We start from the raw sequence: 26995 nt of genomic DNA on the forward strand, positions 1-26995 counted from the left end.
GTCAAAAGTCAACACAACGGCCAAGTGTCATACAACTCTTGACTAATGACCAATGACTAATGACAACTTACTAATCTTGACTTGCTGCCATTGCCCGAATAATATCACCACGAGTCAGGATACCAATTACTTGATCCGTGCTGTCAAGTACTGGCAAGCGGTGAACGCTGCGATCGTGCATGATTGTAGCGGCTTCCCTTAAAGTTTTATCTGGGGAAATAGTGATCGGGTTTTTACTCATCACCTCCCCAACGGTTTGCCCTAGTGCCTTGTGCAAGTCACGTTCGTATGTAGCAGGATTTTTTAAATAGATAACGCTATCAAGAAACATGATATATGCAGGTGGAGTAACCCCAGTTTCTTGCCACATCAAATCGGTTTCTGAGATAATGCCCAGCAATTTACCGACATCATCCACAACAGGTAGTCCACTAATGTGGCGTTCTGCAAGAATTTGGATAGCCTCATTCAGTGGAGTTTCTGCCCGAACGACAATTGGATCGCGGCTCATTACATCGGCAACGGTTTTAGGCATTTATATTATTGACACCTTTAATCAAAGTCTTTGGCCTATTGTAGAAAATTGCGGGACTCAACCTGATGCAATTAATAGATTGTTACGGTATTGAGCATTGGGCATAGGGCATGGGGCATTGGGCATGGCTAAGTAATCAGTAAGCTAATCGTCATTTAAATTGCACCATTTTCATGGTAATAAAACCTGCAAACCCTCTCCCTTGCTCCCTGCCCCCCTGCGATCTCAATGTGCTTTCTTATATGCTTGCTTACTTGTATGCTTAACAGCTTAGTTCTTATTCTGCTGCCTCCCCCACTCCCCACTCCCCACTCCCTAATTCCCAGTCGCCTTTAAAGCAGCAATAATTTGAATATTTGCTTTAGGAAAATTAAACTGCTCCAGTTCTTCCAAGGTTACCCAGCGAATTTCATCAGATTCCAAAGGTTGGGGAACACCTCTAACATGGTGGCAGTGATGTACTGTGAGCGTAACGCGCAAGTCTGTATATGTGTGGTCAATAGTAATTAGATGCTCTCTCACTTCAATTACTATTCCCAATTCTTCGGAAATTTCCCGTTGAATACACTCTTGCATAGTTTCACCAGGCTCAATTTTCCCACCAGGAAATTCCCACAAACCACCCATTGCTCCTTCTGGACGACGACGATCAATTAAAATTTGCTTTTGGTCGTTCCAAATTACTGCAACACCAATAATTTTATGGGGCGGAAAATAACTGGTTTCACTCATAAATTCATAAAAAAACTCGGCAGACTAACTCTGCTGAGTTCTAATTTTAACCTCAATTCATCACTGTTTTGGATATTTTAAAAAATTTAGCTGATATTTGACCCTTCGGCTTTGTTCAGTCTTTACCCTGAGCGAAGTCGAGGTGATCGTTGGAAACTAGGGGCGAGGATTCCGCAGAGGTTTATGCTTAATTACTATCACGGTGACTGTGATTACCTATTAGCCCAAGAAAAATATTTAATTCCCTAAATTTTACATTTCTAGTCAATATCGCTGCTGGCGGCTTCAGATCCTTGGAGAGCCATTTCAAAATCCATTCTCTGTTCAGCGTTACGCAAGAAATAACCACTAATCATAGCAGAAGCGAGAAGCCGACCCAGACTTTCTCGACTGGTAGTAACAGTAACGCCAAAGTGTTCTGAAGGTAGATTACCCAATAGTCCTGTAATATTCCGTTCCATGACTTGAAACACTTCGGCAGACGCAGGTTTAGATAGTTGGGTAACTGTTTCTGGACTCAAGGATTTAACGTACTGCCATAGTAAATCGCTAGTTTCTGATTCACTATTGAAAAATTCTGAGACATGATTGGATTGGTTATTCATTTTTTAGCTCCTTAACTACCACTGCTAGCTGCGGCGCTTGTGATTTGAATATTAAATGTCTATTTTGGATTTGACTTAGCTAGCTTTTTTGTCTTCCTGTCAACTAATGTAACAGCCTAGCTTAGGAGTGTAAGTAGGCGTAACCGTACCAAAGTCAGCGTATTTTCTCACCCCAATGAATAAAATAAGGAGTGAAAAGTTAATTAAAAACTCCTCACTCCTAACTCCTAACTCCTAACTCTTAACTTCTAACTCCCAACTTTCCCCTAACTTGCCAAATATTCACCCATGTTGGCTTTAGACTTGCGAAGTTTGGTTAAGGCTTCCCGCTCAATTTGCCGGACTCGTTCTCGGCTAATGTTCAGAATTTCACCAATTCTAGCCAGCGTTAGGGCTTGCCCATCAGTTAAGCCAAAGCGCAGCGTGATCACTTCTTTCTGTTGTGGCGTAAGATCACCCATCAGGCGATCTAAGTCATAAGATAAGGAAGATTGCATCACAAACTCTTCTGGAGATGCTCCTGGATCTTCCAGCATTTCTCCGAGTTCGGTGTCGTAATTATCACCGAGCCGCAAATCTAAGGAAAGGGGCAAACGCGCCTTTTCTAGATACTCTCGCACCTGTTTGGGGGTTAATTCTAATTCTTCAGCTAGCTCACCAGCTGTAGGGGCACGTCCCAACTTTTGAGACAATTGGCGCTGTGCCTTTTTAATTTTATTTAATTTTTCAGTGATATGTATAGGCAGCCGAATAGTGCGGGCTTTTTCCGCTATAGCACGAGTAATAGCTTGCCGAATCCACCAATAGGCATAGGTAGAAAATCTATACCCTTTGGTAGGGTCAAACTTTTCTACGCCCCGTTGCATACCAATACTACCTTCTTGGATCAAGTCCAGTAAATCGACGTTGCGCTTTATGTATTTTTTGGCAACGGAAACTACCAGCCGCAAATTGGCTTCTACCATCTTACGCTTGGCAATCTCACCATCAGCGATCGCTTCGTTCAACTCTGCTGGTTCTAACTTTGTCGCTTCGGCCCACTCTTCGAGAGTCGGTTGACGATCTAACTGCATGGCAAGAGATTCTCTTGATTCGTGCAAAGTACAAGAACGTTGCACTTGTTTACCATAGAAAATCTCTTCCTCGTGGGTTAAGAGTGGCACACGGCCAATCTCACGCAGGTAAGTCCGCACGAGGTCTGTGGCTGTCTGAGCGGTCTTCATGGCGCTACTCTTTGGTAATGATGGGTTTGGCGGTAGGGTCATTAAAGGATAGATGCTTTGTTAGGGTGCTACCCAGTCAGACTGGGAACCTGTGCTATGGTTTACAACTTACGCGCCCGAGAATCTCGGCTGCTCATAATAATCAAATTTAGGCTTCTTAACTGCTAAAAGTTACAGCTATTTTCTATTTTTCACAAGTATCTACAGTTAGATAAAAGGTAGCTTCTTAAACATTCTTTTATTGGAACCTTATTAACAATTGTAACATTTATGAGAATCTTTTGGCTATATAGCGACATTAAATTTTCTGGTTGTTCCAGTTCATGGAATATCGCCCTCTCTCTTAAGGCTGACTAGAAGCCAATTTAAGAAATTATCTGGTTAACATAAGCTTCCTCATATTTGTTAAAATATCTCTAATGAGAACTATAGTCATTCTCTTATAACAATTACTTAATTTTTGCTAGGAATGGGGCATTGGGCATGGGCAAGAGGACTTGGGGACAAGGAGAATTAGGGACAAGGGGAAAGACTTGTTTCAAGTTCTCAGCTATTGTCCCCCTCATCTCCCTCATCTCTCCCTACTTCCCCTGCCTCCCCTACTCCCCAGTGCCCAGTCCCTACTCCTTCGCCATCGGACAGTACTCTTGAATGGTTTTTACGTCTAAAGTCGTATTTTGTAAAGAACGGATGGCGGCGACGGTAGCTTTCGCGCCGGCGATGGTGGTAATGATGGGAATTTTGTAACCTAAAGCTGTGCGGCGGATTAACCTAGCATCAGTATGGGCTTCTTCCCCTGAAGGTGTGTTGATAATAAGTTGGATTTTCTGATTTTTGATTGCATCTAGCACGTGGGGACGGCCTTCATGGAGTTTTAACACTAATTCAATATCTAACCCCTGTTCGAGAAGAACTCGGCGTGTACCAAGGGTAGCCATCACTGTAAAGCCCAAATCGATAAACTCCTTCACCACAGAACCGGCGGCAGCTTTATCGCGATCGCTCATTGATACAAATACAGTTCCACTCAGTGGTAAACGCTCCCCAGCACCCATTTCTGCTTTGGCAAAGGCCCGGCCAAAGTCACTGTCAATCCCCATCACCTCACCAGTAGAGCGCATTTCTGGGCCCAATATTGTATCAGTTCCAGAGAATTTATTAAAGGGTAATACAGCTTCTTTTACAGCAATATGTTTGGGAATGACTTCCTCGGTGAAGCCTAGCTCCTCTAAGGTTTTACCTGACATAATTAAGGATGCTAGTTTCGCTAACTGTACGCCAGTTGCTTTAGAAACAAAGGGCACTGTACGCGAGGCACGGGGGTTGGCTTCTAGAATGTAAACTTGGGGAGAATAACTGCTTGCGCCGACAACGGCAAATTGAATATTCATCAACCCCACGACTGACAGCGCTTGCGCTAGCTGCACTGTCCATGTGCGAATTTGATTGAGAACTGCTGGTGATAGGGAAATGGAAGGTAAGGAACAAGCGGAATCTCCTGAGTGAATCCCCGCTTGCTCGATGTGTTCCATGATGCCGCCAATCACTACCCGTCCGGTATGATCGGCGATCGCATCTACATCAACTTCAATTGCGTTTTCCAAAAACTTATCAATCAAAATCGGATGTTCTGGTTCCACTAGTACCGCAAAGGTCATGTAGCGTTCCAACTCAGCATCGGAATAAACGATTTCCATCGCCCGTCCCCCCAACACATAGCTGGGACGCACCACCACCGGATAGCCAATGCGTTTGGCGACAATCAGCGCATCTTCGTAACTCCGCGCAACACCATTAGGCGGTTGGGAGATATTCAACTGTTGAAGAATCTTTTCAAACCGCTCCCGGTTTTCTGCCATGTCGATGGAATCTGGCGATGTACCCCAAATTTTGGTCAGGAGTCCTGATGTATCATTGCTGAGAAACTCTTGTAACGGGATAGCCAACTTTAGCGGTGTTTGTCCGCCAAACTGGACAATCACCCCAACTGGATTTTCAGTTTCGATGATGTTAAGGACATCTTCTTTTGTTAAAGGCTCAAAGTAAAGGCGATCGCTAGTATCGTAGTCTGTCGAAACTGTCTCTGGGTTAGAGTTGACCATAATCGTCTCATACCCCGCTTTCTTCAAAGCATAAGCGGCGTGACAACAACAATAATCAAACTCAATTCCCTGTCCAATGCGGTTGGGCCCACCACCTAAAATCAACACTTTTGGCTTGGTTGCGGGCATTACCTCTGTTTCTTCTTCGTAGGTAGAATAGTAGTAGGGGGTAAACGCTTCAAACTCAGCAGCGCAGGTATCCACTGTTTTGTAAACTGGGATAATCCCTAGTGACTTGCGGTAGGCACGGACTTCATCTTCGGTGGTTTTGGTGGCATAGGCAATTTGGCGATCGCTATATCCGTCTCGTTTCACTTCATAAAATTGCTCTTTTGTCAATTGCTGCAAGGGTGTCCGCTTGAGGAATTTCTCAACATCTAGTAGTTGCTGAAATTTATCTAGAAACCACGGGTCAATACCAGTCAGTTCATAGATTTCCTCAGCACTAATCCCTAGTTGCAAGGCATGGCGCACGGAGAAAATGCGATCAGGGTTAGGTGTCCGCAGTTGGGCGCGGATTTGTTCACCACTGGGTAATTTTTCGGCTTTGTCGCAACCCCAACCTGCGCGTCCGGTTTCGAGCGATCGCAACGCCTTTTGGAAGGATTCGTTGAATGTGCGCCCAATTGCCATTGCTTCCCCGACGGACTTCATTTGAGTTGTTAGCACTGGGTCAGAACCAGGAAACTTCTCAAAGGCGAAGCGAGGAATTTTTGTCACTACATAGTCAATTGTCGGCTCAAAGGACGCGGGAGTTTTCTTGGTGATGTCATTTTTAATTTCATCCAAGGTGTAGCCCACAGCCAATTTAGCTGCCATTTTGGCGATAGGAAAACCCGTAGCTTTGGAAGACAAAGCCGAACTACGGGAAACGCGGGGGTTCATCTCAATTACAACCACATCTCCATTAACCGGATTGACAGCAAACTGGATATTAGAACCGCCAGTTTCCACACCGATCTCGCGGATGATTTTGATTGCCATATCCCGCAGCCTTTGATATTCTTTATCAGTAAGCGTTTGCGCGGGAGCGACCGTAATTGAGTCTCCGGTGTGGATGCCCATAGGGTCAAGGTTTTCGATGGAGCAGATAATCACCACGTTATCTGCCAAGTCACGCATCACTTCGAGTTCATATTCTTTCCAGCCGAGTAAAGACTGGTCAATGAGAATTTGCGAAACGGGGCTGGCATCTATACCCACCTGTGCCATTTCTTCAAATTCTTCTTGGTTGTAGGCAATACCGCCGCCACTTCCACCCATTGTGAAAGCTGGACGAATAATTAGGGGATAAGTACCAATTTGGCGGGCAACAGCTTTGGCTTCTTCTAAAGATTCGGCTGTGCCACTGGGACACACAGCTACTCCTATCCTTGCCATTGCTTCACCAAAAAGTTTTCGATCTTCGGCTTTTTCAATGGCTGGGAGTTTAGCGCCGATTAACTCAACGCCGTACTTTTCCAACACCCCATTTTTGGCTAAAGTAACGGCAATGTTGAGGGCGGTTTGTCCTCCCATCGTTGGTAGGAGAGCATCAGGGCGTTCCTTTTCAATTACTTTTTCGACCAATTCCGGAGTTAACGGCTCAATGTAAGTGCGATCAGCCGTTTCCGGGTCGGTCATAATCGTTGCAGGGTTGGAGTTGACCAAAACCACTTCATAGCCTTCTTCTCGCAGCGCTTTGCAGGCTTGAGTGCCAGAGTAGTCAAACTCAGAGGCTTGTCCGATCACAATTGGGCCAGAGCCTAACAGTAGAATCTTCCGGAGGTCATCACGGCGGGGCATAGTAGTTGCCTTGGAGTACGAGAATACAAATCTTGATTATTTTAAGGGTCTTTACACCCTGTCGTGCTTTTTATTATTAAGTTTTCTAGGTTTGATGGCAAAGGGGAGTAAAGAGTAGGGGGAGCAGGAAAAGAATAATAATTTTTAACTCTTAACTACCGTTGACTATTTTGTATTTCTAATTTTATTTAATTGTGATACTCAAATTTATAAAGCTTTTGCAAATTTTTACTATTTAAGCTGATGACAGCTTACAACAAATGATGATTTATTTTGGACTATATCTGTCTGCTTATTTAGCACACGATAGATTTTTATCTAAGAATCTATCTTAATTAGCTTATTGCCAAATATTTTCAACGTTAAATATTATGTAAATATGTTTACTTAAATTAAAAATGGCAGAGAGATACGCATACCATCCTCTGCCATTTTTTATAATATTTTAAGAGTTAGTGCTGCTAACTTTTTCTTTCAGTCTAGGTAGACAAATCTAGATTATGAGAGTTTTAGCTTTGAGCAGCTTGGACAAACCCTAAAGTTAAGCTGTCTTTAGCGAGGAAGTGAGATAAATGATATGCACGTTCCTCAGTTTTCAACAAAATCTTTTCGTACAGATAGCGTGTACCCCGGTCGCCTAAACTCTCTGCCTGAGCAGCTTGACGACGAATTACGCCAATAATTGCTTGTTCGGCAGCTAGGTCATTTTCCACCATTTGGCGAGAGGAATATACACCTTCGGATTCTTGCTCAAAACAGGTTAATTCTGCTAACTTGCTGAAGGTCGCTACTGGCACACCACCCAGTCCATCCAAACGTTCTCCAATTTCATGAACGTGGTCTTGTACTTGGTTGTAGCTTTCGTTAAAAAACTCATGCAGAGAGTAGAATTCTGAGCCTTCAACTACAAAATGATGCTTTTGGTACTGCAAGTATAGTGCCTGGAAACTAGCTAATACAACGTTAAATCCTTCTGTCACTGGAGCAGTTACGCTGTGATCCAACAACACAGGGTTGTCATATACATTACCAAAATTCCGTAACAAAGTTTGCGTTTCAGACATTGCGTTCCTCTCTTTTTAACAGTTATAGATTTTAACTGCTTATTCTTAACATATTAACATTTTAATAATAAGAGCAAGCCAATCCGCCATTACAAAATTTTGTATTTTTGCTTACTAAAAATATCAAGTTTATTATTTGCAACTTGATGGGTGTGTCATCAAATTGCATAAATTTCTCATTAATATTGACATTACAGCTTAAATGTGCATATTTCTCAATAGAGACAGGAAGAGAAATTTTCACTTTGTCCTTTTTGTTCCCCTCTCAATATGGGATAGCTACAAAAATTTTATTTTTTTTCCAAAGTTACTGAGAATTGTTTGCACTTAAGGTATGCTGGTTTTAAGAGGCTAACTCCTAAGACTTTCAAAAGCCAGGGAGTTAAATCGCGGTAATTACTGCAATTTTGTTGCATTTTGAGGACAATTCGCTTGAAATCGTTTAGTTCAGAAATAGAAAGCAACCACCTTGTAGAGGTGAATTGGACAGACCGCTGGCAAGTCTATCAACGCCTAAAGGAGTTAGACATTCCGTGTAGTTGTGCGGCTAACCAGCCATTGAAAGTTGAAATTGGCTCTCCTATGACAGCTGTTCAACTTTGGAGTGTGATACGGCGATTAACAGCCTCTCGTCAAGACCAGATTTGGACTCTTGAATGCTGCTGGAAAAGTCGCTACCAACAGTTCTAATCTTTAGCTACTGAGAATATCTCGCTTGATAGGTTGTATTAATTAAAAGGAGGTTAAAGAATGGGTGCATCTAACAGTATGGAAATATCAGAGTTTTGCCTTGAGGGCAGATTTATAGATTTTGTTATTAAAGATGGCTATAAGCTTAAAGGCTTAATGCTGGGGACTCATGAAGGTGAGTCTTATATTAAACTCGCTAAACATTTACGGGCTGCTTTTGACTTGCGGCTACCGGCAGGTACTTGGCTGCAAGTTGTTGGTTATAAAGAATACGATATAAAAAAAGACAAAGTGACACTGAAGGCTGAACGTGTGATGGCGGCACGTTCTGAGATGGTGATTCAGACGACTACCCCAGTGCAAGAACCCCCATCTATTGATAATGTCAAGGTAAAACCAGCTAAAACTAAAGCCACGATTTTGGTGTGTCAAAAGTCTGATTGCATGAAACGTGGTGGTAAAGCAGTTTGTCAGGCGTTGGAGGCGGCTTTAAGCGATCGCGGTTTAGAAGACCAAGTTACAATCAAGGGCACTGGTTGTATGAAGAATTGTAAAGCTGGGCCAAACCTAGTTATGCCAGATAAAACGCGCCATAGTCGAATTCAAGCTGGACAAGTCCCGGCGTTGATGGATAAGCATTTTGGTGACAAGAGTGTATCAGCACAGCCTGAAAATTTAAGGGAAATTACGATATCTAATGGCAAACTTTGGAGAAGTAATTCATAAAATCTTGACATTTCAATGAGAAAGCTTAATAATATCTTCTCAAGTGTGTTCCCTTAATACTCGGCGTTAGACTTTTGCCAAGTATTTGCAAGAGTTTTGAATTAAGCGATCGCCTACGATTTGTCATGACAAAGGCAAACTAGTAGAAGCGATCGCTTAATATTTTATGGAATGAGGATATTGATCAAGGGAGAATTCAGGAGTCAGAATTCAGCAATTTCTCCCCCCGCCGACTGCGGTCTTCATAATAAGTTTTTAAACAGACATGAAATCACACCTCTGGTTCAATTCCCGCCGCCCGCAATTGTGCTGCTAGTCGTTCGGCACGTTGGCGTTCTTGTTCGGCACGTTGTCGTTCTTGTTGGGCTAATTCCCCACCCCAAAGCAGTAGGTTTCCTTGTTCATCCCACCACCGCAACCATTTACCTGTGCGGTTTTCACGTGTACCTTGCCACACTCCAAGGTAAAGATTTATGTCCGCTATCCAGTAACGTTGATTTTCATCAGGCTCTTGCAAAATGTACTGTTCTGTGTTCTGTAACTGATACATCTCGATACTGCCGTTATCTGGTTCAAAGATGATGTAGTTTGGTACTTTTAGGATGCGCTCGTAGAAAAACCATTTTCCTGGGGGATATGTCGCTTTGACAGAATACTCTGTCTCTTCTGTATCGGAAATAAATTCCATCACAATTACGGGAATGTCACCCTGTAATTGAGGGGTATAACTGCGTATTACTTCTTCCCTATTAACGTTAATTTTGGGAATAAAAGCCCAATCAGGGGCTTTAATAACCATTCTGTTGTTGAGAGTGGCACAAATACCATAATTGCTTGTTATTAAGGTGTTAGCTGAAACTTTTCCGGCTAATTGTAGGCTTTCTGTGAGTGCATTAGCTAAGGCTGGTTGGTTGATGTTGTCCACTGGATCATTTGGCAGTTTGTAATCATCGGGTAGTTTTTCCCAAGTGATTTGGTAGTCTTGGGTGACGGCTGTCATCGTGGGTTGTCCTTTGGTGTGGTGTTAAAGTCGTGGATTTTATCTTAATATTTGACTGTTTTAGATCCCCCAACCGTTTTTAAAAAAAGGGGCTATGGGTTACTCCTCTTCATCGGGTTCTAAATCGTCGGCTGTCAGTTCCTGATGGGGGATGGCGGCAATAATCGCATCTATTACTTTAGATACTGGCAATATTTCAATATTCAAGTCTGGAAATTTTGTCCCTTTTGGCACGATCGCTCTTTTAAATCCCAACTTAGCAGCTTCTTTTAACCGCAGTTCCATTTGGGAAACCGATCGCACTTGTCCACCTAACCCAACTTCACCGATTAATACTGTACCGGGATCAACTATGCGATCGCGGAAACTGGCAACGATCGCGATCGCAATTCCTAAATCCACCGCAGGTTCTTCTACATTCAACCCACCCGCAGAAGCAACGTAGGAATCTAATTTTGACATGGGGATTCCCACCCGTTTTTCTAAAACGGCGAGAATTTGCACTAAGCGGTTATAGTCTACGCCAGTACCAGCACGACGGGGTGAAGGGTAGCTGGTGGGACTTACAAGAGCTTGCAATTCAACAACTATCGGGCGAGTACCTTCGCAAGCCACGACAATAGCAGTACCAGGAGCGGGATCGTCACGGTTGCCTAAAAATAGCTCTGAGGGATTGGAAACTTCTCGCAATCCATCTGTTACCATTTCAAAGATGCCGATTTCGTGAGTTGCGCCAAAACGGTTTTTGACTGTCCTTAATAATCGATGGGAGGCAAAGCGATCGCCTTCAAAATACAATACTGTATCCACTAAATGTTCTAAGACTTTTGGCCCTGCGATCGCTCCTTCTTTGGTAACGTGCCCCACAATGAGCATAGTGACATCTTCGTGCTTTGCCACTTTCATCAATGCTGCTGTACATTCCCGTACCTGAGCCACTGAACCTGGTGCAGAAGTTAGCGCCGGAAAAAACACCGTTTGGATACTATCAATCACCGCCACGTTTGGCTTTAGAGAGTCTATTTCCCGTAAAATTTCTTCTAAATCTGTTTCTGGCAGTACATATAAATCTGCACCTATACTGTCAGGGTCTATGGGAAGTGTAGCATCTACTACTACCGCCGTATCTACTACTCTTACCTTCTCCTCATTAACCAGATTTACGCTTTTTGATACTCCCAAACGAGAAGCTCGTAATTTTACCTGCTGTCCCGATTCTTCACCAGTTACGTAAAGAATGCGATATTTCTGTGCTAATTGATTTGATACTTGCAACAATAAAGTTGATTTCCCAATACCCGGATCACCACCAATTAGCACCATAGAACCTGGGACAACCCCACCTCCAAGCACCCGATCCAATTCTTCATAACCAGACTCCCATCGGGCGATTTGGCGATCGGTAATTTGATCAAATGTTAACGAGGAGCGTGCTTTAGCTGGTTTAGCATGAGATTTACCATTGCTTGGAGTTGATTGCCAACTACTCACTCCCCCACGGGTGGGTACATCTACTGAAGATTGAATAGAAATTTGTTCTTCTAGAGAGTTGTAAGTACCGCAAGCAGGACACTTACCAAACCACTGGGGCGATTCTGCTCCACATTCGTTACAAACGTAAAAGGTTTTTGGCTTTGCCATTATTAAATCTTATTAAATAATCTTAATATTTACTTAATTCTTGAAAAAAACTAGAATCTAATAATAGTAGTATTTAGAGCTTTTTCCAAATGAATTGATGGAATGATATCTTAATATTATGGTATTAAAAATTAATCATGTAAATTTTTAGTGAAGGAGCATTGAGAAACTTGGAAAGCCATAAAGAAAAAATCTTGGTGGTAGACGACGAAGCCAGCATTCGCCGGATTTTGGAAACGCGCCTTTCCATGATTGGCTACGATGTAGTTACTGCTGGCGACGGGGAAGAAGCTTTAGATATTTTTCGTAAAACTGATCCTGACCTAGTAGTTTTGGATGTAATGATGCCAAAGCTAGACGGCTATGGTGTATGTCAAGAATTACGAAAAGAATCAGATGTCCCCATTATTATGCTAACAGCCTTGGGGGATGTAGCCGATCGCATCACCGGTCTAGAATTGGGTGCTGATGACTATGTAGTTAAACCATTTTCCCCGAAAGAGCTAGAAGCTCGAATTCGCTCGGTGTTGCGGCGGGTAGACAAAACCGGTGGATCTGGCATTCCCAGTTCTGGGGTAATCCATGTCGCTAACATTAAAATCGATACGAATAAGCGACAAGTCTACAAAGGTGATGAGCGGATTCGATTGACTGGTATGGAGTTCAGCTTGTTAGAGTTGGTAGTTAGTCGCTCTGGAGAACCTTTTTCTCGTTCGGAAATTTTGCAGGAGGTTTGGGGTTATACACCAGAACGTCATGTTGATACCCGCGTTGTGGATGTGCATATATCTCGTTTGCGGGCAAAGTTAGAAGATGATCCTAGCAACCCAGAATTGATTCTTACAGCACGAGGTACTGGTTATCTTTTCCAGCGAATTATTGAACCAGGGGAGGAGTGAAAATAGTTAGGAGTGAGGAGTTAAAAACTTTCTTCAACTCATAACTGATAACTGATAACTCATAACTTTTTCCAAGGATGACTAAACCTGATCCTAATCGAGTTTTGCGGCGTCTACCCATTGTCGTAGGTGGGTTAGGCGCTGTACTTTTGCTGATTAACCGTTTATTGACACCAGAATTAACCCAGTCTCAATCGCGTGTTGATGTGCTGGGTGTGATTTTGAGTGCAGTGTTAATTTTGACTGGTTTAATTTGGCAGCAAGTTCAGCCGCGATCGCCTGATACTGTAGAACTAGTTGGAGAAGAAGGTTTTGTACTAGCAGCAGATTTACCTGAAGCTGTGAAAACAGAGCTAGCCTGGGCATCTCATTTATTGTTGACTAATACAGTAACGCGATCGCTAGTGGTTTTTTATCAAGGTAAAGTTTTGTTGCGTCGCGGTATTTTGGGTACTAAATCTGAGGTTGTACCAGGAGTAATCTTAAAACAGGTACTCGAAAAACAAAAACCGATTTATTTAGTTGCTCTAAAAATATATCCAGGTAGGCTTGAATTTGATTATTTACCAGAAAATACTCAAGGTGTAATTTGTCAACCTATTGGCAACCAAGGTGCGCTAATTTTAGGCGCGAATGCTCCTCGCAGTTACACCAAACAAGATGAAAACTGGATTGCTGGAATTGCTGATAAATTAGCTGTTACTCTTAATACTTAGGTTTTTGGGTAATTTAGAAATCAAGCTCAGTCACCAAGAAGTTAAAAAATTCCACCCTTCTTTTTCTTCCTCAGTTGTTCCTTCTTTTTCTTGAGCTTCTTCCGGTGTCTCTAAGTTTTTCTGTTGGATTACATTCTCATATTCTCCTGAATCAACCCATTTCAATAACTCGCCAGCCCGCATAACCACCCAAGAAAGTCCAGGTTCTGTATGGCTTAATATTTTGGTTAGCTGATCAGCACTATCAAAGTTATTGGATGCAAACTCACGGGCTTGGGCAAGGAAATCTTCGATCACAGCAGTAGTCAAGTACTCATCTGGCAAACCCGCGAGTTTCATCAGTGTAGTGGTTGCTACGTCAATATCCTGGCAAGCAAGCATTGCAGCCCGATCAGCAGTGAACCTAGCCATCATCCGCCAATTATACAAAGCCCGTTCCATACCACCAGCTACCAAGCCACCAACCCCAAGTGTGGTACTGTTTAACAAATTTTTCAAAGTTGGCATTACAATTGCCATTTGGTGATAAACCATCTGCTGACTCTTGATGCGATCGATTTCCTGCCCAAAAACGTAAAGCAACTCATCTGCACCAAGCCACTCCATTGCATCTAAATTTATACCCACAACGGGTTTTTCTACGCCAACAATGTAGGTTTCAATGTGACCTGTACCCCGAAACAGATACAATTCAGGAAGTGGAGCAATATCAAGAATTTGACAGGTTTCTACAAATGCCTGATGCAATTGGGGAAAATTACGGGATGAAATTCTGATTTCACTACCAAGGCTTTGCAGCCTGAGTAGGCGCTCGATGCCGTATTCATTAATTTTTTTGAGTAGCAAGGAGACGCCGGGCATATTTTGCAAAGAAGCTAAGGCTTTGCGATCAAAAGGGTGTTCGTAGGCTGCTGAATTCAATCCAGTTAAAATTTTTCTCGTCATGGGTTTTGAGCTTGATGTTGGAGTGTTTGGGAGGTTCAGTTACTCATACCATTTTGGATTTTGAATTTTAGATTTTTGATTGTGAAATAGTTAATCAATAAGCTTTCTTTTTGGCGATCCATTTGTCGCAATAATTTTTCAAATTGGTATCAGTATGAATGGCTTGTGTTTTCATTACGCCTATGGTTAGGGGTTTCGGTAAGGCGCTTGCTGTTCAGTTTTTTGAATTATTCCCCACAATTACCAAGACGAGCCAAGAGCGATCGCAGAGAGATTTTACCAGATTGAACTAGAAAATCATATTTGATTCAGCTTCAAATCTAAGTATTTGTCGTCATCTCGCCCAGATACAATATGCAATAGGGACGCACAGATGTTATTAATGTCAGCTTAAGGGCAGTTGACACTTATGCACAGATGTGAATCTATACTAACTGACTCGGAAATTTAGAAATTTACAATTCTATCTATGCAAATTATTTATTGGCTATTACTTGCTGTAATGTTTGTGGGTATCATCGGTGCTGTAGTTCCAGCTATTCCTGGTAGCAGCTTAATTTTAATTGCAATTATCGCCTGGGGAATCGTTAGTAGTTCTTTTGCAGCGATCAAAATTCCATTAATCGTGACAATTATAGTTTTACTGCTCAGTGTCGCAGTAGATTTTTTAGCTAGCTATGTGGGAGCAAAACAAGCTGGAGCTAGTAAGTGGGGGCAAATTGGCGCAATTGTCGGTTTGGTAGTGGGCTTTTTGGGATTATTGCCAACCTTGCCTTTTGGCGGCCCACTGTTAGGAATTTTATTAGGCCCGCTTGTGGGAGCAATTATTGGTGAGTATCTTTACCGACGTGAATTCAGGTTGGCAGTTAAGGCGGGTATCGGAATTGTAGTCGGCTCTTTGATTGGAAATTTGATTCAAGGGTTGTTAGCGATCGCCGCAGTTGTAGTTTTCGTTGTGACAACTTGGCCACAGGTGTTTGGTTCTTAGCAATTTCTGAATTTTTGATTTGTCGTCATTAAGGATTAACGTTAATCTGCCCACGACACACTAGTTTACCTGGGATCAGCGTTAATTCTTGGATATCGACATCTGAACCAAGATCCAGATTGTACTGATGATTGTCCTCTAATACATTCTCCTGGTCGGGCTTGATTTTTATATGTGCCACTTGCAACTCATGCCCACTGAGTAACTGTGAGCTTAGACAAATCTCCAAAGGAGTTGTTTCATTATTGGTGACTCTCAGACCTCGCAGTATAATTTGATTGTAATCAAGGATAATTTCTTGCCAATTAATTGGTTGTGACTTTGGGCAATATGTTGGTAAAACCTTAATCAGCAAATCGCTCAAAGCATTCGATAATAAGTCAGATGAAAGAGAAGCATTAAGATCCTTTTCATCTACGATCAAATTGCCAACTACTGGTACTGTTTCTAACAGTCGTAAGGGTTTGCCCCTGAGTACCGAGCCAATGTTTATCCGAATATTTTCTGCAATTAATTGAATTTTTGTAATTAAGACACCTTGATAAACTGCATGAGTAGCAAAAATAGATACCGACGGGATACGCCCAGAAAGAATTTGGCGATCGCTCGCTTTAATCTCCACTTCTAATTCAGATATTTGGCTTACTTGCGCTCTCAGCCAGAGCTTTAGGGCTGTTGTGAGTACCTGCGTAATTATGCGGATTTTATTTGCATTTGTGGATTGGGGATTTTGCTCTGGCATCTAACGAATTTGTTTATGAGTATTGAAGGTGGCAGAGGGTCACTGCCTGCTGCCTTCTATTGATAAATCAAACAAGTCTTAAATGTAACATTTATGCCTACTCGCAACAAAATGCAAATATCATTTAATTGTTAACAGTAAATAAGTAATTCCAGATGGAGGAACGATTACAAAAAATTCTTGCTCAATGGGGTATCGCCTCACGCCGTGAAGCCGAAGAAATGATTAGGCACTCACGGGTGCAAATCAATGGGGTATTGGCACATTTAGGTCAAAAGGTTGATCCCCAAAAAGATGCGATCGCAATTGATGGTAAGCCTGTATCTAAAAAGCAGCGTCCGGCTTTAATATATTTATTGCTACATAAACCAGCAGGTGTGGTTTCGACTTGCTACGACCCTCACCGCAGACCAACAGTTCTGGATCTACTACCGAAAGAATTACGGGACGGTACAGGTATTCACCCAGTTGGGCGTTTAGATGCAGACTCTACAGGAGCATTAATCCTGACTAATGACGGAAATCTGACATTTGGACTAACCCATCCCCGTCACAGTATTTCCAAGACATATCGTGTTTTGGTAGAAGGACACCCTTCAGAATCAGTACTGCAAATGTGGCGTCAGGGTGTGATGTTGGACGGTAGAAAAACCAGGGCCGCTAAGGTACAGCTAATAGAACATCGTGCCGAGCAAAGCTTTTTAGAAATAGTGTTGCAGGAGGGAAGAAATCGCCAAATTCGCCGGATAGCTCAACAGTTAGGATACCCAGTAATCAAGCTGCATCGGACTGCTATCGGTTCAATTCAATTACAAACTCCAAAAGAACCTTTTTTGGAAGAGGGTAAATATCGTTCCCTCAAGGATCACGAGATTCACTTTTTGCAAGAGCAGATAACAAAACCTATTAAAGATTCAGTGGAGTTAAGGAGTGTCAGTAGGCATGAAATGGCTAAGAAAGAAGAATAACCACCAGCCATCAATTTCATTAGAGCAACAACGAGCCGAAAAGTTGGCAGAAATGGGCGCTCAACTTTGGGCATTGCGTCAAGAACAGGGTCTATCTCTAGAGCAAATGGTTGCATTAACTAGGATTCCCCAGCGATTATTGCAGGCGATCGAAGAAGGTAATTTAAATGATCTGCCAGAACCAGTCTATATACAGGGTTTAATCAGACAATTTGCCGATGCACTAGGCTTGAATGGAGTAGAATTTTCTGGCACTTTTCCAATCAGTTCTGCACAAGTGAACCGTCAAAGCATGGGGAATACTTCACCCCTTGAGCAACTACGTCCGATTCACCTTTATTTTCTTTACATATTGCTAATTGTATGCTCTGTAAATGGCTTATCTCAGTTATTAAATAGTGCGGTACTACAAGCAAGTAATAGCCAAAATCAGCCATACATAAAACATAAGTCCGGTGTTAAACCAGAAGTAGCCCAACTAAAAGATTCATTAAAAGTTCAACCTGTAAGCGACACTCTTAGCGGCGCACAACAGGGACAGGTTGTACAGATTGGTGTCACTTTAAAAGCGTCATCTTGGATTCGGGTAGTAGCCGATGGCAAAACCGAGTTTGAGGGTACTCTCCCAGAGGGAACTCACCGAATTTGGAAAGCTCAAGAACAACTCACAGTGAAAACTGATAATGCTGGTGGTGTTTTAATGAGCGTCAATCAGGAAAAAGCCAAGAAAATGGGAGAGCCAGGGAAAGAGGAAGAAGTTAGGATTGCTGCAAAACCTAAGTTTTGAAATATGGGGCATAGGGCATAGGGCATGGGGCATTGAGCATAGTTATTCTCTCTGTCCCCCTTGTCCTCCCCTGCCTCCCCTGCTCCCCCTGCCTTTATTGCCCTTCCGGGGCGCGTCCATTTAGTCTGGTCAGAACTTTTAAGCGATCGCCTAATTCTTGTGTCAACGCTTCTGCTTGATAGCGCCACTCCCAGTTACCCTCAGCAACACTAGGAAAATTCATCCGCGCTTCGTTTCCTAATCCCAAAACATCTTGCAAGGGAATAATTGCTTGGTTGGCTATGGAACTCAAAGCTAGACGAATTAAATCCCAGTGGATGCCTTCAGGACTAATACAACCTAAATAAAGCAACAGATTTTGCTTTTCGTAGTCGCTAGCTGAATTAAACCAGCCTACAGTTGTGTCGTTATCGTGAGTCCCGGTATAAACTACAGCATTTCGCGGGTAATTAAATGGTAAAAATGGATTACCGGGATCAGAACCAAAGGCAAACTGCAAAACCTTCATCCCAGGAAATTCATACTTGTCTCGCAGTGCTTCTACCTCTGGTGTAATTACTCCCAAATCTTCTGCCAAGACAGGTAGCTTGCCCAACTTCTGCCTAATCACTTCAAAAAAAGCATCTCCAGGCGCTTCCACCCATTTGCCATTCATGGCAGTTTCTTCGCCTTTGGCTACTGACCAATAAGCCTCGAAGCCGCGGAAGTGGTCAATGCGAATTATATCTACATAATCCAGCATTGCCTCAAAGCGTTGTACCCACCATTTAAAGTCTTGTTTTTGTAATTCCTGCCAGTTATAAACCGGGTTGCCCCACAATTGACCGGTGGAGCTGAAGTAATCTGGTGGAACTCCTGCCATTTGGGCAGCAACTCCTGTCTCTTCGTCTAAGCAAAAGATATCGGGATGTGCCCACACGTCAGCACTATCGTGAGATACGTAGATCGGGATATCGCCGATAATATCTATACCGCGCATATTGGCATAGCTTTTCAGTTCTGACCACTGCCGGAAAAACTCAAATTGAACGAACTTGTAATAAAAGATATCTCCACTGAGCCGATCTTGGACTTCAGCTAATGCTTCAGGTTTACGCTTGACAAATTCTGGTTCCCATGTGTGCCAGCTTGCATTCTCGTGGGCATCTTTCAACGCCATAAATAAAGCGTAATTATCTAGCCAATAGGCTTTACTCTCACAAAAACCAGCAAACTCGTTTTTTTGGATGTCCGTAGCATTTACTTTAAAGTTTTCACAGGCTTTTTTTAGCAGCCCAATCTTAATCGGCACAACCTGGTCAAAATCTACCTTTTCTACCGGAAATCCTGGTAAATTAGCAAAGTCTTCTTCAGATAGCAAACCCTCGTTTCGCAGTTTTTCTGGGCTAATCAGCAGGGGATTTCCTGCCATTGCCGAGTAGCACATATAGGGGGAATTACCATATCCAGTGGGACCCAAAGGTAAAACTTGCCAATATTGTTGATGGGTATCTTTAAGAAAATCGATGAAGCGATAGGCTTCTAAGCCTAAATCTCCAACGCCAAATCGACTGGGAAAGGAAGTAGGATGCAGCAAAATACCACTGGATCTAGGAAAAGGCATAAGCAACCTGAATTATTAGAGGGAGCAATTGTCTGATGGACACGCGATGCGATCGCCCAAGGGGCAGTGGCAAAGCCAATCGCATCGAATTTATCACGGAACAGTATTTGCAAGGTAAATCAAGTAAACTCATTTTTGTCCTTAGTCATTTGTCCTTTACTCTTGACTAATGACCAATGACCAATGACTAAATAATTATGACTTACCGAAATCCTGCACCAACAGTTGATATCATCATTGAACTAGTAGATCGACCTCATCGGCCAATAGTGTTAATTGAAAGACATAATCTACCCTTAGGTTGGGCTATTCCTGGTGGTTTTGTTGACTATGGGGAAGCGGTTGAAGTGGCGGCCCGACGGGAAGCTGAAGAAGAGACGGGTTTGCAGGTAGAGTTAGTTGAACAATTACTGGTGTATTCTGATCCCAATCGCGATCCGCGTCAGCATACTATTAGCATTGTGTTTTTGGCGACAGCGACGGGTGAACCTGTGGCTGGGGATGATGCTAAAGGTGTAGGAGTTTTTGAGTATTGGCGTGTGCCTGGTAATTTATGTTTTGACCACGATCGCATTTTGCGGGATTATTGGCGATATCGGCATTATGGGATACGTCCAAGGTTGGGGTAAGAGGGACGAACCGCAAAGGACGCAAAGCAAGAGTGGAGAGGAATACCTGTGGCACAAAGTTTCTGTGATTATACTGTGTCAGTGGTATTTAAAGGTGCATTATGAATGCTGAGACACTGTTGGATAAATACGCCGCAGGAGAACGGAAATTTCATGCAGTAAATGCAAGTCAAGAAAATCTTAAAGGTGCAGACCACAGTGAGATAGACCTACACAATGCAAATTTGACTGGAGTTGATTTAAGTGGAGCAAACTTAACCCAAGCAAAACTTAATAGTACAAATCTCACTAACGCGTCTCTAACAGATACAAAGTTAAATTCGGTGAGTGCTTGTTCAGTAATATTTTATTGGGCAGACCTCAGTGGTGCTGACTTAAGTCGATCAATTTTGAACAGCGCAAATTTGAATCATGCAAACTTAGAACAGGCAAACTTGATAGATGTAGACCTAAGTAGTGCAAAATTAATTTATGCAAACCTAGATACTGCAAATTTAACTGGAGCAACTCTTAGTAGTGCAGACCTGACTGCCGCTTCCTTAGCTGAAGCTAATCTCAGTAAAGCTAATCTAACTGAGACAGATTTTAGCCAAGCGTACTTAACTAGAGCAAACTTTACTCTGGCTAACTTAACTGAGGCAATATTGCAAAGTGCCAAACTCCAAGGAAGTATATTTCATAGAGCGAATCTGAACAAAGTTGATCTCTCAGGCATAAATTTGGCTGACATAGATTTTGCAGCAGCATCTCTTCAAAGTACAAACCTTACAAAAGCATTACTCCAAGGAGCAAATTTAGAAAAAGTCAATTTGCGATGGGCAAATTTAACCAGAGCAAATTTAGATGGAGCAAATTTGAGAAGGGCTGATTTAACTGGGGCAGATGTCTACGGGGCAACCTTTAAAGATGCTGACCTAACTGGTGCGATAATGCCAGATGGAGAAGTCTACAAGCCGATCGCTTCTGAAGCGGAAATCGGTAAACAAGAAACATCGTTAGAGAAAGTGATACCTATGACCCGTAAAGTAATTAATACTGATAACGCACCGGCTCCAGTTGGCCCTTATAATCAAGCGATCGCAGCTTCAGGTCAATTTGTATTTGTAGCTGGACAAATTGCCATCGATCCCCGCCTTGGTGATGTCGTCTACACTGATAATGTCAAAAAACAAACCGAGCAAGTATTAGCTAACCTTGAAGCCATCCTGACAGCATCTGGTGCGACTTTTCAAGATGTGGTCAAAACCACTGTATTTCTAGCTGATATGAATGATTTTGCAGCCGTGAATGCTGTTTATGCTAAATATTTTCCTGAAGATACAGCCCCTGCGCGGGCTTGTGTGCAGGTATCGCGCTTACCTAAAGATGTGTTAGTAGAGATTGATGCGATCGCTGTAATTAGCGGTTAGAGAAATAAAACAATAAGTGTTAACGCCACAACGTAACGCACTTATTAATCCAAGTTGCGGGTTATTAAATTCTAAGTGAAAAGTACCTGTCTATTCATGCGATCGCTCCCCAAAAAGATTAACTTTTGAGAGCGATCGCATATTCAGCACTTGAAATACATATAATAATTTTTTCGGCAGGTCTATAGTAAACTCAGGTTTTCCGGATAAATATGATATCACACTATATCCTTACTGTTCCAAAGCTCAGTGCGTGCCAATTGAGTTATTAGGGGTAAAATGTGGTTTATCTGCCAATCCCAAAGGCGATGCCCAGAACAGTCGCAGAGATTACCGCAGACACTGGTTATGTTACGGCTGCTAAAATACGTAAGTATGAGTAGAGTAGTAAGATCAAACTACTCAGGTAACAATTGTCTATTTGGTCACAAAAGACCGTCAAAAGATTGTAGAAACGTGTATTTCCTTGTCTTGACAGTGATGATAATCTCAATTTTAAGGATGTTATAAGCCTTTATCTGCTAGAGTTTCTGACTTTCAGCAAACTGAATAATCTATCAATAATAAAATCGCTAGGAGTGCGATGAGATGTCACAGTCCCCTATGACAAAACCAGAAATAGCTGCTGGAACTCTAATCGATAACCGCTATATTATCCAAAAACTTCTGGGACAGGGAGGATTGGGGCGAACTTACTTGGCCTTTGACACTCGCCGCTTTAATGAAGCTTGTGTTCTCAAAGAGTTTGCGCCCATAGGCACAGGTGAGAGTGGACTAGAACAATATCGCAACTTATTTAAAAGAGAGGCAAAAATTCTTCATCAATTGCAACATCCTCAAATTCCCAAGTTTTTGGCTTGCTTTGAAGGAGATGGTCGATTATTCCTAGTACAAGAGTATGTTGATGGTAAAACATATTCTAGACTGCTAGGAGAACTTCAACGTCAAGGAAGAAACTTCTCTGAAGAGGAAGTTATAGAGTGGCTAAAAAATCTGCTGCCTGTTTTGGAGTATGTCCACCAACATAACATCATCCATAGAGATATTTCACCTGATAATATCATGTTACCTGATGGCAATGATTTGCCAGTGCTGATTGACTTCGGTGTAGGCAAGCAAATTGCTGACATGAATGAAGGGAGAAATCCCAATCACCAGGTAACCTTTGTTGGCAAAATGTCCCTTGTCGGCAAAGTGGGATATGCTCCCCGCGAACAGATTAGCTTGGGCTTATGTTCCCCTTCTAGTGACCTTTATGCTTTGGGAGTGACAGCTATTGTATTACTCACAGGTAGAGATCCATCCTTACTAATGGATCAATATTCCTTAGAATGGAACTGGCGTTATTATTCTTATGTTAGTGATGATTTCGCTCAAGTACTCGATCAGATGTTGGCAGATAGACCTAACAAGCGATACCAAACAGCTAGGGAAGTTCTTATAAGTTTAGAGCGTATTGCAAAACCAGAAGTGGTAATGTCTCCTGCAATTATGCTTGATGATTTGCCTGCAACGATATTTAATCCTGAATTTCAGGCTATGTCGGCAATATCGCAGTCACATAAGCAACCACCTGAAGAAACAATTTTTAATTCACCTACTTCACCGGCTGTTATGCAAAATGGGCGAATTAAAGAACAACAATCTTCGCTCCAACCAACATTTATCAAACATTGTCACCAAGAGTTAGCTTACCATATCGGACCAATAGCAAATTTAGTTATGGAAGAAATATTAGCTCAAAATCCTTACATTTCACCTGACCAATTTGTTGAACTAATAGCCAACGAAATTCCTGACTTTCAAGCAGCTTTTGAATTCAAAAAAAACTTATTCTCATAAACATTTAGACCACTGTTGATTGAGAGAGTATTTTGAATTGTTTAACTAATTCTGGAGGGTTAAGCAAAGAGCAAATAAACGCGGCCAGTTTTGTGGCGGTGTTTAAATCTCTGACATAAAACTGAATTACGCAAATTACTTAGCGTAGCTGTAGCTAGTTCACTTACTCCTGCAAAGAAGCAAGCTACGCAGTCTGCCTGTAACACCTCCCGAAACCTGGAGAGCGTCATTACGAATTACGAATTATTTTACTCCCCTACACTTCCCTGAGTGCGTTTGATTCTTTTCATTGCCATTTCCAAGCTTAACTGCATCCGTCTAAAGGCTTTAGCTAAATTACCAATTTCATCATTAGACATCTGCTCAAATTCAACTTCCATATGCCCGGTACTAACTTCTTCGGCTACACGAGTCATACGTTTAAGAGGCATTACAACTTGTCGATTTAAGAACAAGTTGACTAACAGGATAGTCGCTATAAAAATAGTTGATACAATTAGGATAATTAGTAGGGAAGACTGATGAGCTTTATTGATGACGTTATTTGCTGGTACTGTAATAATCTGAGCGCCGACAATTTCATTCAGCTTCCACCCAAATCCATTAGCTGTACCATAAAGATTAATCATACTTTGAGGTGCAGCTTCAGGTACACTATGACACTTTAGACAGCTTTCTTCAGAAATTGGTAGCGGACGAGCAATGTAAAAGACATCGCCACCAGGAATTGAGCGAAATCCACTTACTTCTTTAAGGTCTGATTTATTTCTGAACCTTTCTACAATTTCTGTCTCAAAACCGTCAGCTTTATCCCGAAGATTTGTAGGATTGAGAGTTGCTTCTTTATAAAAAAAGTCACGGTAGTCTGGTGTTTTCCGTAAAATCTCAAATATTTCCCGTGCTGAGTATGCAGGAACACTTTGGGGCAAAAACTCAGTTTCCAATTTATCAGCCAGCTCTGGATTAACTTGAGTATTGGTGTAGTGACGAACAGAACTCATGGTTTGCATGAGCATAAGACCTGTTGAGCTAATATCTTGTTTAGCATTCTCTCTGAGCAGAGAAGAAAGAGCAAATCCACTCAAGCTCAGACCAAACGTCAGAATTACCAGTAGCAAAATTGTAAATTTTTGTTTCAGCTTCAGATTCTTTAGCATAATTTCACGTTACCTACAAGTCAAACTATTATGACCAAATATCGCTAAAGTTATCGTTCACTTTAGCATGAGTAATTAAATAAAATTTTGATGTAAAGGTATAGTTTAGCTAAAACTAATAGGGTATACCCAACTCTATATTAGTAATTATTGAGGTTATTGAAAATGCTTTCTAAGTAACTAATTTTAAAAAGCTACATCAACAAAACAAAATTGAATTTCCAAAAATTGTGTTGGCTGTTCTGATACCGTGCCAAAATAAATACCAGGAATTGTCAAATATTACTAATGGTGTGGAATGCGGGAAAGTCTTTATTCGGTGGACGCTACATTATTGAAAGCCAACTAGGCGAAGGCGGAATTGGCATTACTTATCTTGCCAGAAATCAACAGAATCAACTGCGAGTGATTAAAACCCTCAAAGAAGAAATCCTAAATCACCCGGCCTGGATACTTCACCGAAACAAGTTACGGCAAGACTTCCGTGATGAAGCAGTTCGGCTAGCTGTGTGTCACCATCCTCATATAGTACAGATAGAAACCATCTTTGATGACGGAAATTTGCCTTGCATGGTAATGGAGTACATCGAAGGCGAAGACTTAGGACAGTACGTGAGACGAATGGGGGTGCTATCAGAAGCAGAAGCGCTACTTTACATTCGACAAATTGGCGATGCTTTGACGTTAATTCACTCCAAAGGCCTACTGCATCGGGATCTTAAACCACGTAATATTATGATCCGCATTGATAAATCAGAAGCAGTGCTGATAGACTTTGGCATCGCTAGAGAATTTATTCCAAATATGATTCAAAGGCATACAGTGTATCGTACTCCTGGTTTTGCCCCACCTGAACAGTATGAATCAGAAGCGCCACGAGGAGAATACATTGATATCTATGCCTTAGCTGCTACTTTGTATAATTTGCTTACCGCAGTTATACCGACGAGTGCAGATGATAGACGTCACAACGTTAATTTAGAACCACCACAATATTTTAATCCTAAGATCAGCGACAGGGTAAATCAGGCTATTATGTGCGGCATGGATTTGGAGTCAACTTATCGTCCCCAGTCTGTGCAAGAGTGGTTGGATTTATTGGGCCCTGATACTGGCAAGAACATAACACCAATATCATCGACTTTGGCGATAACTCCTAAACTTAAACCGCCTCCACCTGTTGTATTAAATCAACAGAATTGGCAATGTGTACAGACCCTCAAAGGTCATTCTAGTATGGTTCATGCGATCGCCATTAGCTCAGACGGGCAATTAATTGCTAGTGGTAGTAATGACCATACTATTAAACTTTGGCAACTGGGTACTGGCAAGCTAGTGCGTCAACTCGGTCGTTGGTCTTCTGGTCATACCAGTATGGTTCATTCTGTCGCTTTTAGCCCAATCTCTTCAAAACTTTCTTATCAAGGGGAGTCAGGCAAATCTGTGGGAGTTGCAGACCTGAACGCGGAAATCTTAGCTAGCGGGAGTTGGGATAACACCATTAAATTGTGGGATGTAAACACAGGCAAAGAAATTCGCACTCTCACTGGTCATACTAATTGGGTGAATTCCGTTGCCTTTAGTCCAGATGGCAAGTTTCTAGCTAGTGGCAGTGTTGACTGTACAATTAAACTTTGGCAAGTACACACAGGTATAGAAACCCAAACTCTCATAGGCCATTCTGACTCAGTTTCGTCAGTTGCCTATTCTCCAACAACGCCTGCAACGAATAGCAAAGATAGACAGCTTGTGGCTAGTGCCAGTACCGATTACACCATTAAATTATGGCAAGTATACACAGGCAGAAACATTTGCACATTATTAGGTCATTCTTTCTTCGTCAACTGTATCGCCTTCAGCAAGGATGGGGAAATTATCGCCAGTGGCAGTGGTGACAACACAATTAAATTGTGGGATGTAAATACAGGCAGAGAAATTCGTACTTTCATTGGTCATTCTGATTCAGTTTGGTCAGTTGCTTTTAGCCAGGATGGGCAATTTCTCGCTAGTGGCAGTTGGGACAACACTATTAAACTGTGGCATTTACACAGTGGTAGAGAAATCAGCACGCTTACAGGGCATTCTAGCTATGTTCGTTGCGTCGCCTTCAGTCCCAATGGTCAAACTATAGTTAGCGGTGGTGATGACGATACTATAAAGATTTGGCGGCGGGAATCATAAGTAATTTGTAATACTCGCCTCCGGTG

24 protein-coding genes are annotated in these 26995 nt (G+C 42.1%); 11 read left to right on the plus strand and 13 right to left on the minus strand.

Going from position 1 to position 26995, the window contains the following annotated elements; all coding sequences use genetic code 11:
* Positions 1–70 precede the first annotated feature (70 nt).
* The 6 genes from H6G96_RS10535 to H6G96_RS10560 all read right to left on the minus strand — a co-directional run bounded on the left by H6G96_RS10535 (position 71) and on the right by H6G96_RS10560 (position 8046).
* Positions 71–535, minus strand: coding sequence for a CBS domain-containing protein (locus H6G96_RS10535; protein ID WP_190731296.1), 465 nt, complete (start codon positions 533–535; stop codon positions 71–73).
* Positions 536–850: 315 nt separating this feature from the next.
* The gene (gene mutT / locus H6G96_RS10540) at positions 851–1267 is read right to left on the minus strand and encodes an 8-oxo-dGTP diphosphatase MutT (protein WP_190731295.1); all 417 of its coding nucleotides are present in this window, start codon (positions 1265–1267) and stop codon (positions 851–853) included.
* A gap of 260 nt (positions 1268–1527) precedes the next feature.
* Positions 1528–1872 carry a DUF760 domain-containing protein gene (locus H6G96_RS10545; protein WP_190731294.1) on the minus strand — a complete coding sequence of 115 codons (345 nt, stop codon included), beginning with the start codon at positions 1870–1872 and terminating at the stop codon, positions 1528–1530.
* A 266-nt stretch (positions 1873–2138) separates the two neighbouring features.
* Positions 2139–3095 (minus strand): RNA polymerase sigma factor, RpoD/SigA family, encoded by a 957-nt coding sequence (locus tag H6G96_RS10550; RefSeq protein ID WP_190731293.1) that lies wholly within the window; start codon positions 3093–3095, stop codon positions 2139–2141.
* Positions 3096–3715: 620 nt separating this feature from the next.
* Positions 3716–6982, minus strand: a complete 3267-nt coding sequence (carB, locus tag H6G96_RS10555) for a carbamoyl-phosphate synthase large subunit (protein WP_190911404.1) — start codon at positions 6980–6982, stop codon at positions 3716–3718.
* A gap of 509 nt (positions 6983–7491) precedes the next feature.
* Positions 7492–8046: a Dps family protein gene (locus H6G96_RS10560; protein ID WP_100898647.1), complete on the minus strand. Its 555-nt coding sequence runs from the start codon at positions 8044–8046 to the stop codon at positions 7492–7494.
* Between the two features lie 432 nt (positions 8047–8478).
* Between H6G96_RS10560 and H6G96_RS10565 the strand changes: the two genes are divergently transcribed.
* Positions 8479–8736 carry an Asr1405/Asl0597 family protein gene (locus H6G96_RS10565; protein WP_190911405.1) on the plus strand — a complete coding sequence of 86 codons (258 nt, stop codon included), beginning with the start codon at positions 8479–8481 and terminating at the stop codon, positions 8734–8736.
* A 60-nt stretch (positions 8737–8796) separates the two neighbouring features.
* Positions 8797–9462 (plus strand): (2Fe-2S) ferredoxin domain-containing protein, encoded by a 666-nt coding sequence (locus H6G96_RS10570; protein WP_190911406.1) that lies wholly within the window; start codon positions 8797–8799, stop codon positions 9460–9462.
* A gap of 271 nt (positions 9463–9733) precedes the next feature.
* Here the strand turns inward: H6G96_RS10570 and H6G96_RS10575 are convergent, their stop codons facing one another.
* Positions 9734–10462, minus strand: a complete 729-nt coding sequence (locus H6G96_RS10575; protein ID WP_190911407.1) for a Uma2 family endonuclease — start codon at positions 10460–10462, stop codon at positions 9734–9736.
* A gap of 99 nt (positions 10463–10561) precedes the next feature.
* Entirely contained in the window at positions 10562–12103 is a 1542-nt protein-coding gene (radA, locus tag H6G96_RS10580) for a DNA repair protein RadA (protein WP_190911408.1), read from the minus strand.
* Between the two features lie 170 nt (positions 12104–12273).
* Here radA and rpaB point away from each other — a divergent pair, with 170 nt between their 5' ends.
* Positions 12274–13002 (plus strand): response regulator transcription factor RpaB, encoded by a 729-nt coding sequence (rpaB, locus tag H6G96_RS10585; RefSeq protein ID WP_190731301.1) that lies wholly within the window; start codon positions 12274–12276, stop codon positions 13000–13002.
* Between the two features lie 77 nt (positions 13003–13079).
* Positions 13080–13718 (plus strand): cofactor assembly of complex C subunit B, encoded by a 639-nt coding sequence (locus H6G96_RS10590; protein WP_190911409.1) that lies wholly within the window; start codon positions 13080–13082, stop codon positions 13716–13718.
* 30 nt (positions 13719–13748) lie between these two features.
* Here the strand turns inward: H6G96_RS10590 and H6G96_RS10595 are convergent, their stop codons facing one another.
* A complete protein-coding gene (locus H6G96_RS10595) occupies positions 13749–14663 on the minus strand; it encodes a M48 family metallopeptidase (protein WP_190911410.1) in 915 nt (304 codons plus the stop codon).
* A gap of 469 nt (positions 14664–15132) precedes the next feature.
* On the opposite strand from H6G96_RS10595, the gene H6G96_RS10600 reads away from it, so the two are divergent.
* On the plus strand, positions 15133–15651 hold the full coding sequence (locus H6G96_RS10600; RefSeq protein WP_190911411.1) for a DUF456 family protein: 519 nt from the start codon (positions 15133–15135) through the stop codon (positions 15649–15651).
* 28 nt (positions 15652–15679) lie between these two features.
* On the opposite strand, the gene H6G96_RS10605 is transcribed toward H6G96_RS10600, so the two are convergent.
* A complete protein-coding gene (locus tag H6G96_RS10605; RefSeq protein ID WP_190911412.1) occupies positions 15680–16393 on the minus strand; it encodes a DUF2993 domain-containing protein in 714 nt (237 codons plus the stop codon).
* 155 nt (positions 16394–16548) lie between these two features.
* Here H6G96_RS10605 and H6G96_RS10610 point away from each other — a divergent pair, with 155 nt between their 5' ends.
* Positions 16549–17361 carry a pseudouridine synthase gene (locus H6G96_RS10610; protein ID WP_190911413.1) on the plus strand — a complete coding sequence of 271 codons (813 nt, stop codon included), beginning with the start codon at positions 16549–16551 and terminating at the stop codon, positions 17359–17361.
* Positions 17336–18148: a RodZ domain-containing protein gene (locus H6G96_RS10615; RefSeq protein ID WP_190911414.1), complete on the plus strand. Its 813-nt coding sequence runs from the start codon at positions 17336–17338 to the stop codon at positions 18146–18148. Before H6G96_RS10610 ends, H6G96_RS10615 begins: the two co-directional genes overlap by 26 nt.
* A 94-nt stretch (positions 18149–18242) precedes the next feature.
* On the opposite strand, the gene malQ is transcribed toward H6G96_RS10615, so the two are convergent.
* Positions 18243–19751, minus strand: a complete 1509-nt coding sequence (gene malQ / locus H6G96_RS10620; protein ID WP_190911415.1) for a 4-alpha-glucanotransferase — start codon at positions 19749–19751, stop codon at positions 18243–18245.
* 197 nt (positions 19752–19948) lie between these two features.
* On the opposite strand from malQ, the gene H6G96_RS10625 reads away from it, so the two are divergent.
* Together H6G96_RS10625 and H6G96_RS10630 are read left to right on the plus strand one after the other, a co-directional pair.
* Positions 19949–20380, plus strand: coding sequence for an NUDIX hydrolase (locus tag H6G96_RS10625; RefSeq protein WP_190731280.1), 432 nt, complete (start codon positions 19949–19951; stop codon positions 20378–20380).
* A 101-nt stretch (positions 20381–20481) separates the two neighbouring features.
* Positions 20482–21789 carry a Rid family detoxifying hydrolase gene (locus tag H6G96_RS10630; protein WP_190911416.1) on the plus strand — a complete coding sequence of 436 codons (1308 nt, stop codon included), beginning with the start codon at positions 20482–20484 and terminating at the stop codon, positions 21787–21789.
* Positions 21790–21879: 90 nt separating this feature from the next.
* Here H6G96_RS10630 and H6G96_RS42335 read toward each other — a convergent pair whose 3' ends face one another.
* On the minus strand, positions 21880–22011 hold the full coding sequence (locus H6G96_RS42335) for a hypothetical protein (RefSeq protein WP_277932910.1): 132 nt from the start codon (positions 22009–22011) through the stop codon (positions 21880–21882).
* Between the two features lie 366 nt (positions 22012–22377).
* Between H6G96_RS42335 and H6G96_RS10635 the strand changes: the two genes are divergently transcribed.
* Positions 22378–23631, plus strand: coding sequence for a serine/threonine-protein kinase (locus tag H6G96_RS10635; RefSeq protein ID WP_190911417.1), 1254 nt, complete (start codon positions 22378–22380; stop codon positions 23629–23631).
* A gap of 248 nt (positions 23632–23879) precedes the next feature.
* Here H6G96_RS10635 and H6G96_RS10640 read toward each other — a convergent pair whose 3' ends face one another.
* Positions 23880–24788, minus strand: coding sequence for a DUF3365 domain-containing protein (locus H6G96_RS10640; RefSeq protein ID WP_190911418.1), 909 nt, complete (start codon positions 24786–24788; stop codon positions 23880–23882).
* A 288-nt stretch (positions 24789–25076) separates the two neighbouring features.
* Between H6G96_RS10640 and H6G96_RS10645 the strand changes: the two genes are divergently transcribed.
* Complete coding sequence (locus tag H6G96_RS10645) at positions 25077–26969, plus strand: serine/threonine-protein kinase (RefSeq protein WP_190911419.1); 1893 nt, start codon at positions 25077–25079, stop codon at positions 26967–26969.
* Positions 26970–26995 lie beyond the last annotated feature (26 nt).

It is taken from the genome of Nostoc sp. FACHB-892, assembly GCF_014698795.1.
GTDB lineage: Bacteria > Cyanobacteriota > Cyanobacteriia > Cyanobacteriales > Nostocaceae > Nostoc.

Coding starts and splice junctions, on each gene's coding strand:
- H6G96_RS10610 (WP_190911413.1), top strand. CDS start 16,549: ATGGAGGAACGATTACAAAAAATTCTTGCTCAATGGGGTATCGCCTCA.
- H6G96_RS10560 (WP_100898647.1), bottom strand. CDS start 8,046: ATGTCTGAAACGCAAACTTTGTTACGGAATTTTGGTAATGTATATGAC.
- H6G96_RS10600 (WP_190911411.1), top strand. CDS start 15,133: ATGCAAATTATTTATTGGCTATTACTTGCTGTAATGTTTGTGGGTATC.
- H6G96_RS10615 (WP_190911414.1), top strand. CDS start 17,336: ATGAAATGGCTAAGAAAGAAGAATAACCACCAGCCATCAATTTCATTA.
- H6G96_RS10625 (WP_190731280.1), top strand. CDS start 19,949: ATGACTTACCGAAATCCTGCACCAACAGTTGATATCATCATTGAACTA.
- H6G96_RS10570 (WP_190911406.1), top strand. CDS start 8,797: ATGGGTGCATCTAACAGTATGGAAATATCAGAGTTTTGCCTTGAGGGC.
- H6G96_RS10575 (WP_190911407.1), bottom strand. CDS start 10,462: ATGACAGCCGTCACCCAAGACTACCAAATCACTTGGGAAAAACTACCC.
- H6G96_RS10605 (WP_190911412.1), bottom strand. CDS start 16,393: ATGCCAGAGCAAAATCCCCAATCCACAAATGCAAATAAAATCCGCATA.
- H6G96_RS10545 (WP_190731294.1), bottom strand. CDS start 1,872: ATGAATAACCAATCCAATCATGTCTCAGAATTTTTCAATAGTGAATCA.
- H6G96_RS10550 (WP_190731293.1), bottom strand. CDS start 3,095: ATGAAGACCGCTCAGACAGCCACAGACCTCGTGCGGACTTACCTGCGT.
- carB (WP_190911404.1), bottom strand. CDS start 6,982: ATGCCCCGCCGTGATGACCTCCGGAAGATTCTACTGTTAGGCTCTGGC.
- H6G96_RS10590 (WP_190911409.1), top strand. CDS start 13,080: ATGACTAAACCTGATCCTAATCGAGTTTTGCGGCGTCTACCCATTGTC.
- H6G96_RS10640 (WP_190911418.1), bottom strand. CDS start 24,788: ATGCTAAAGAATCTGAAGCTGAAACAAAAATTTACAATTTTGCTACTG.
- H6G96_RS10635 (WP_190911417.1), top strand. CDS start 22,378: ATGTCACAGTCCCCTATGACAAAACCAGAAATAGCTGCTGGAACTCTA.
- H6G96_RS10630 (WP_190911416.1), top strand. CDS start 20,482: ATGAATGCTGAGACACTGTTGGATAAATACGCCGCAGGAGAACGGAAA.
- H6G96_RS10595 (WP_190911410.1), bottom strand. CDS start 14,663: ATGACGAGAAAAATTTTAACTGGATTGAATTCAGCAGCCTACGAACAC.
- H6G96_RS10535 (WP_190731296.1), bottom strand. CDS start 535: ATGCCTAAAACCGTTGCCGATGTAATGAGCCGCGATCCAATTGTCGTT.
- radA (WP_190911408.1), bottom strand. CDS start 12,103: ATGGCAAAGCCAAAAACCTTTTACGTTTGTAACGAATGTGGAGCAGAA.
- mutT (WP_190731295.1), bottom strand. CDS start 1,267: ATGAGTGAAACCAGTTATTTTCCGCCCCATAAAATTATTGGTGTTGCA.
- malQ (WP_190911415.1), bottom strand. CDS start 19,751: ATGCCTTTTCCTAGATCCAGTGGTATTTTGCTGCATCCTACTTCCTTT.
- H6G96_RS10645 (WP_190911419.1), top strand. CDS start 25,077: ATGGTGTGGAATGCGGGAAAGTCTTTATTCGGTGGACGCTACATTATT.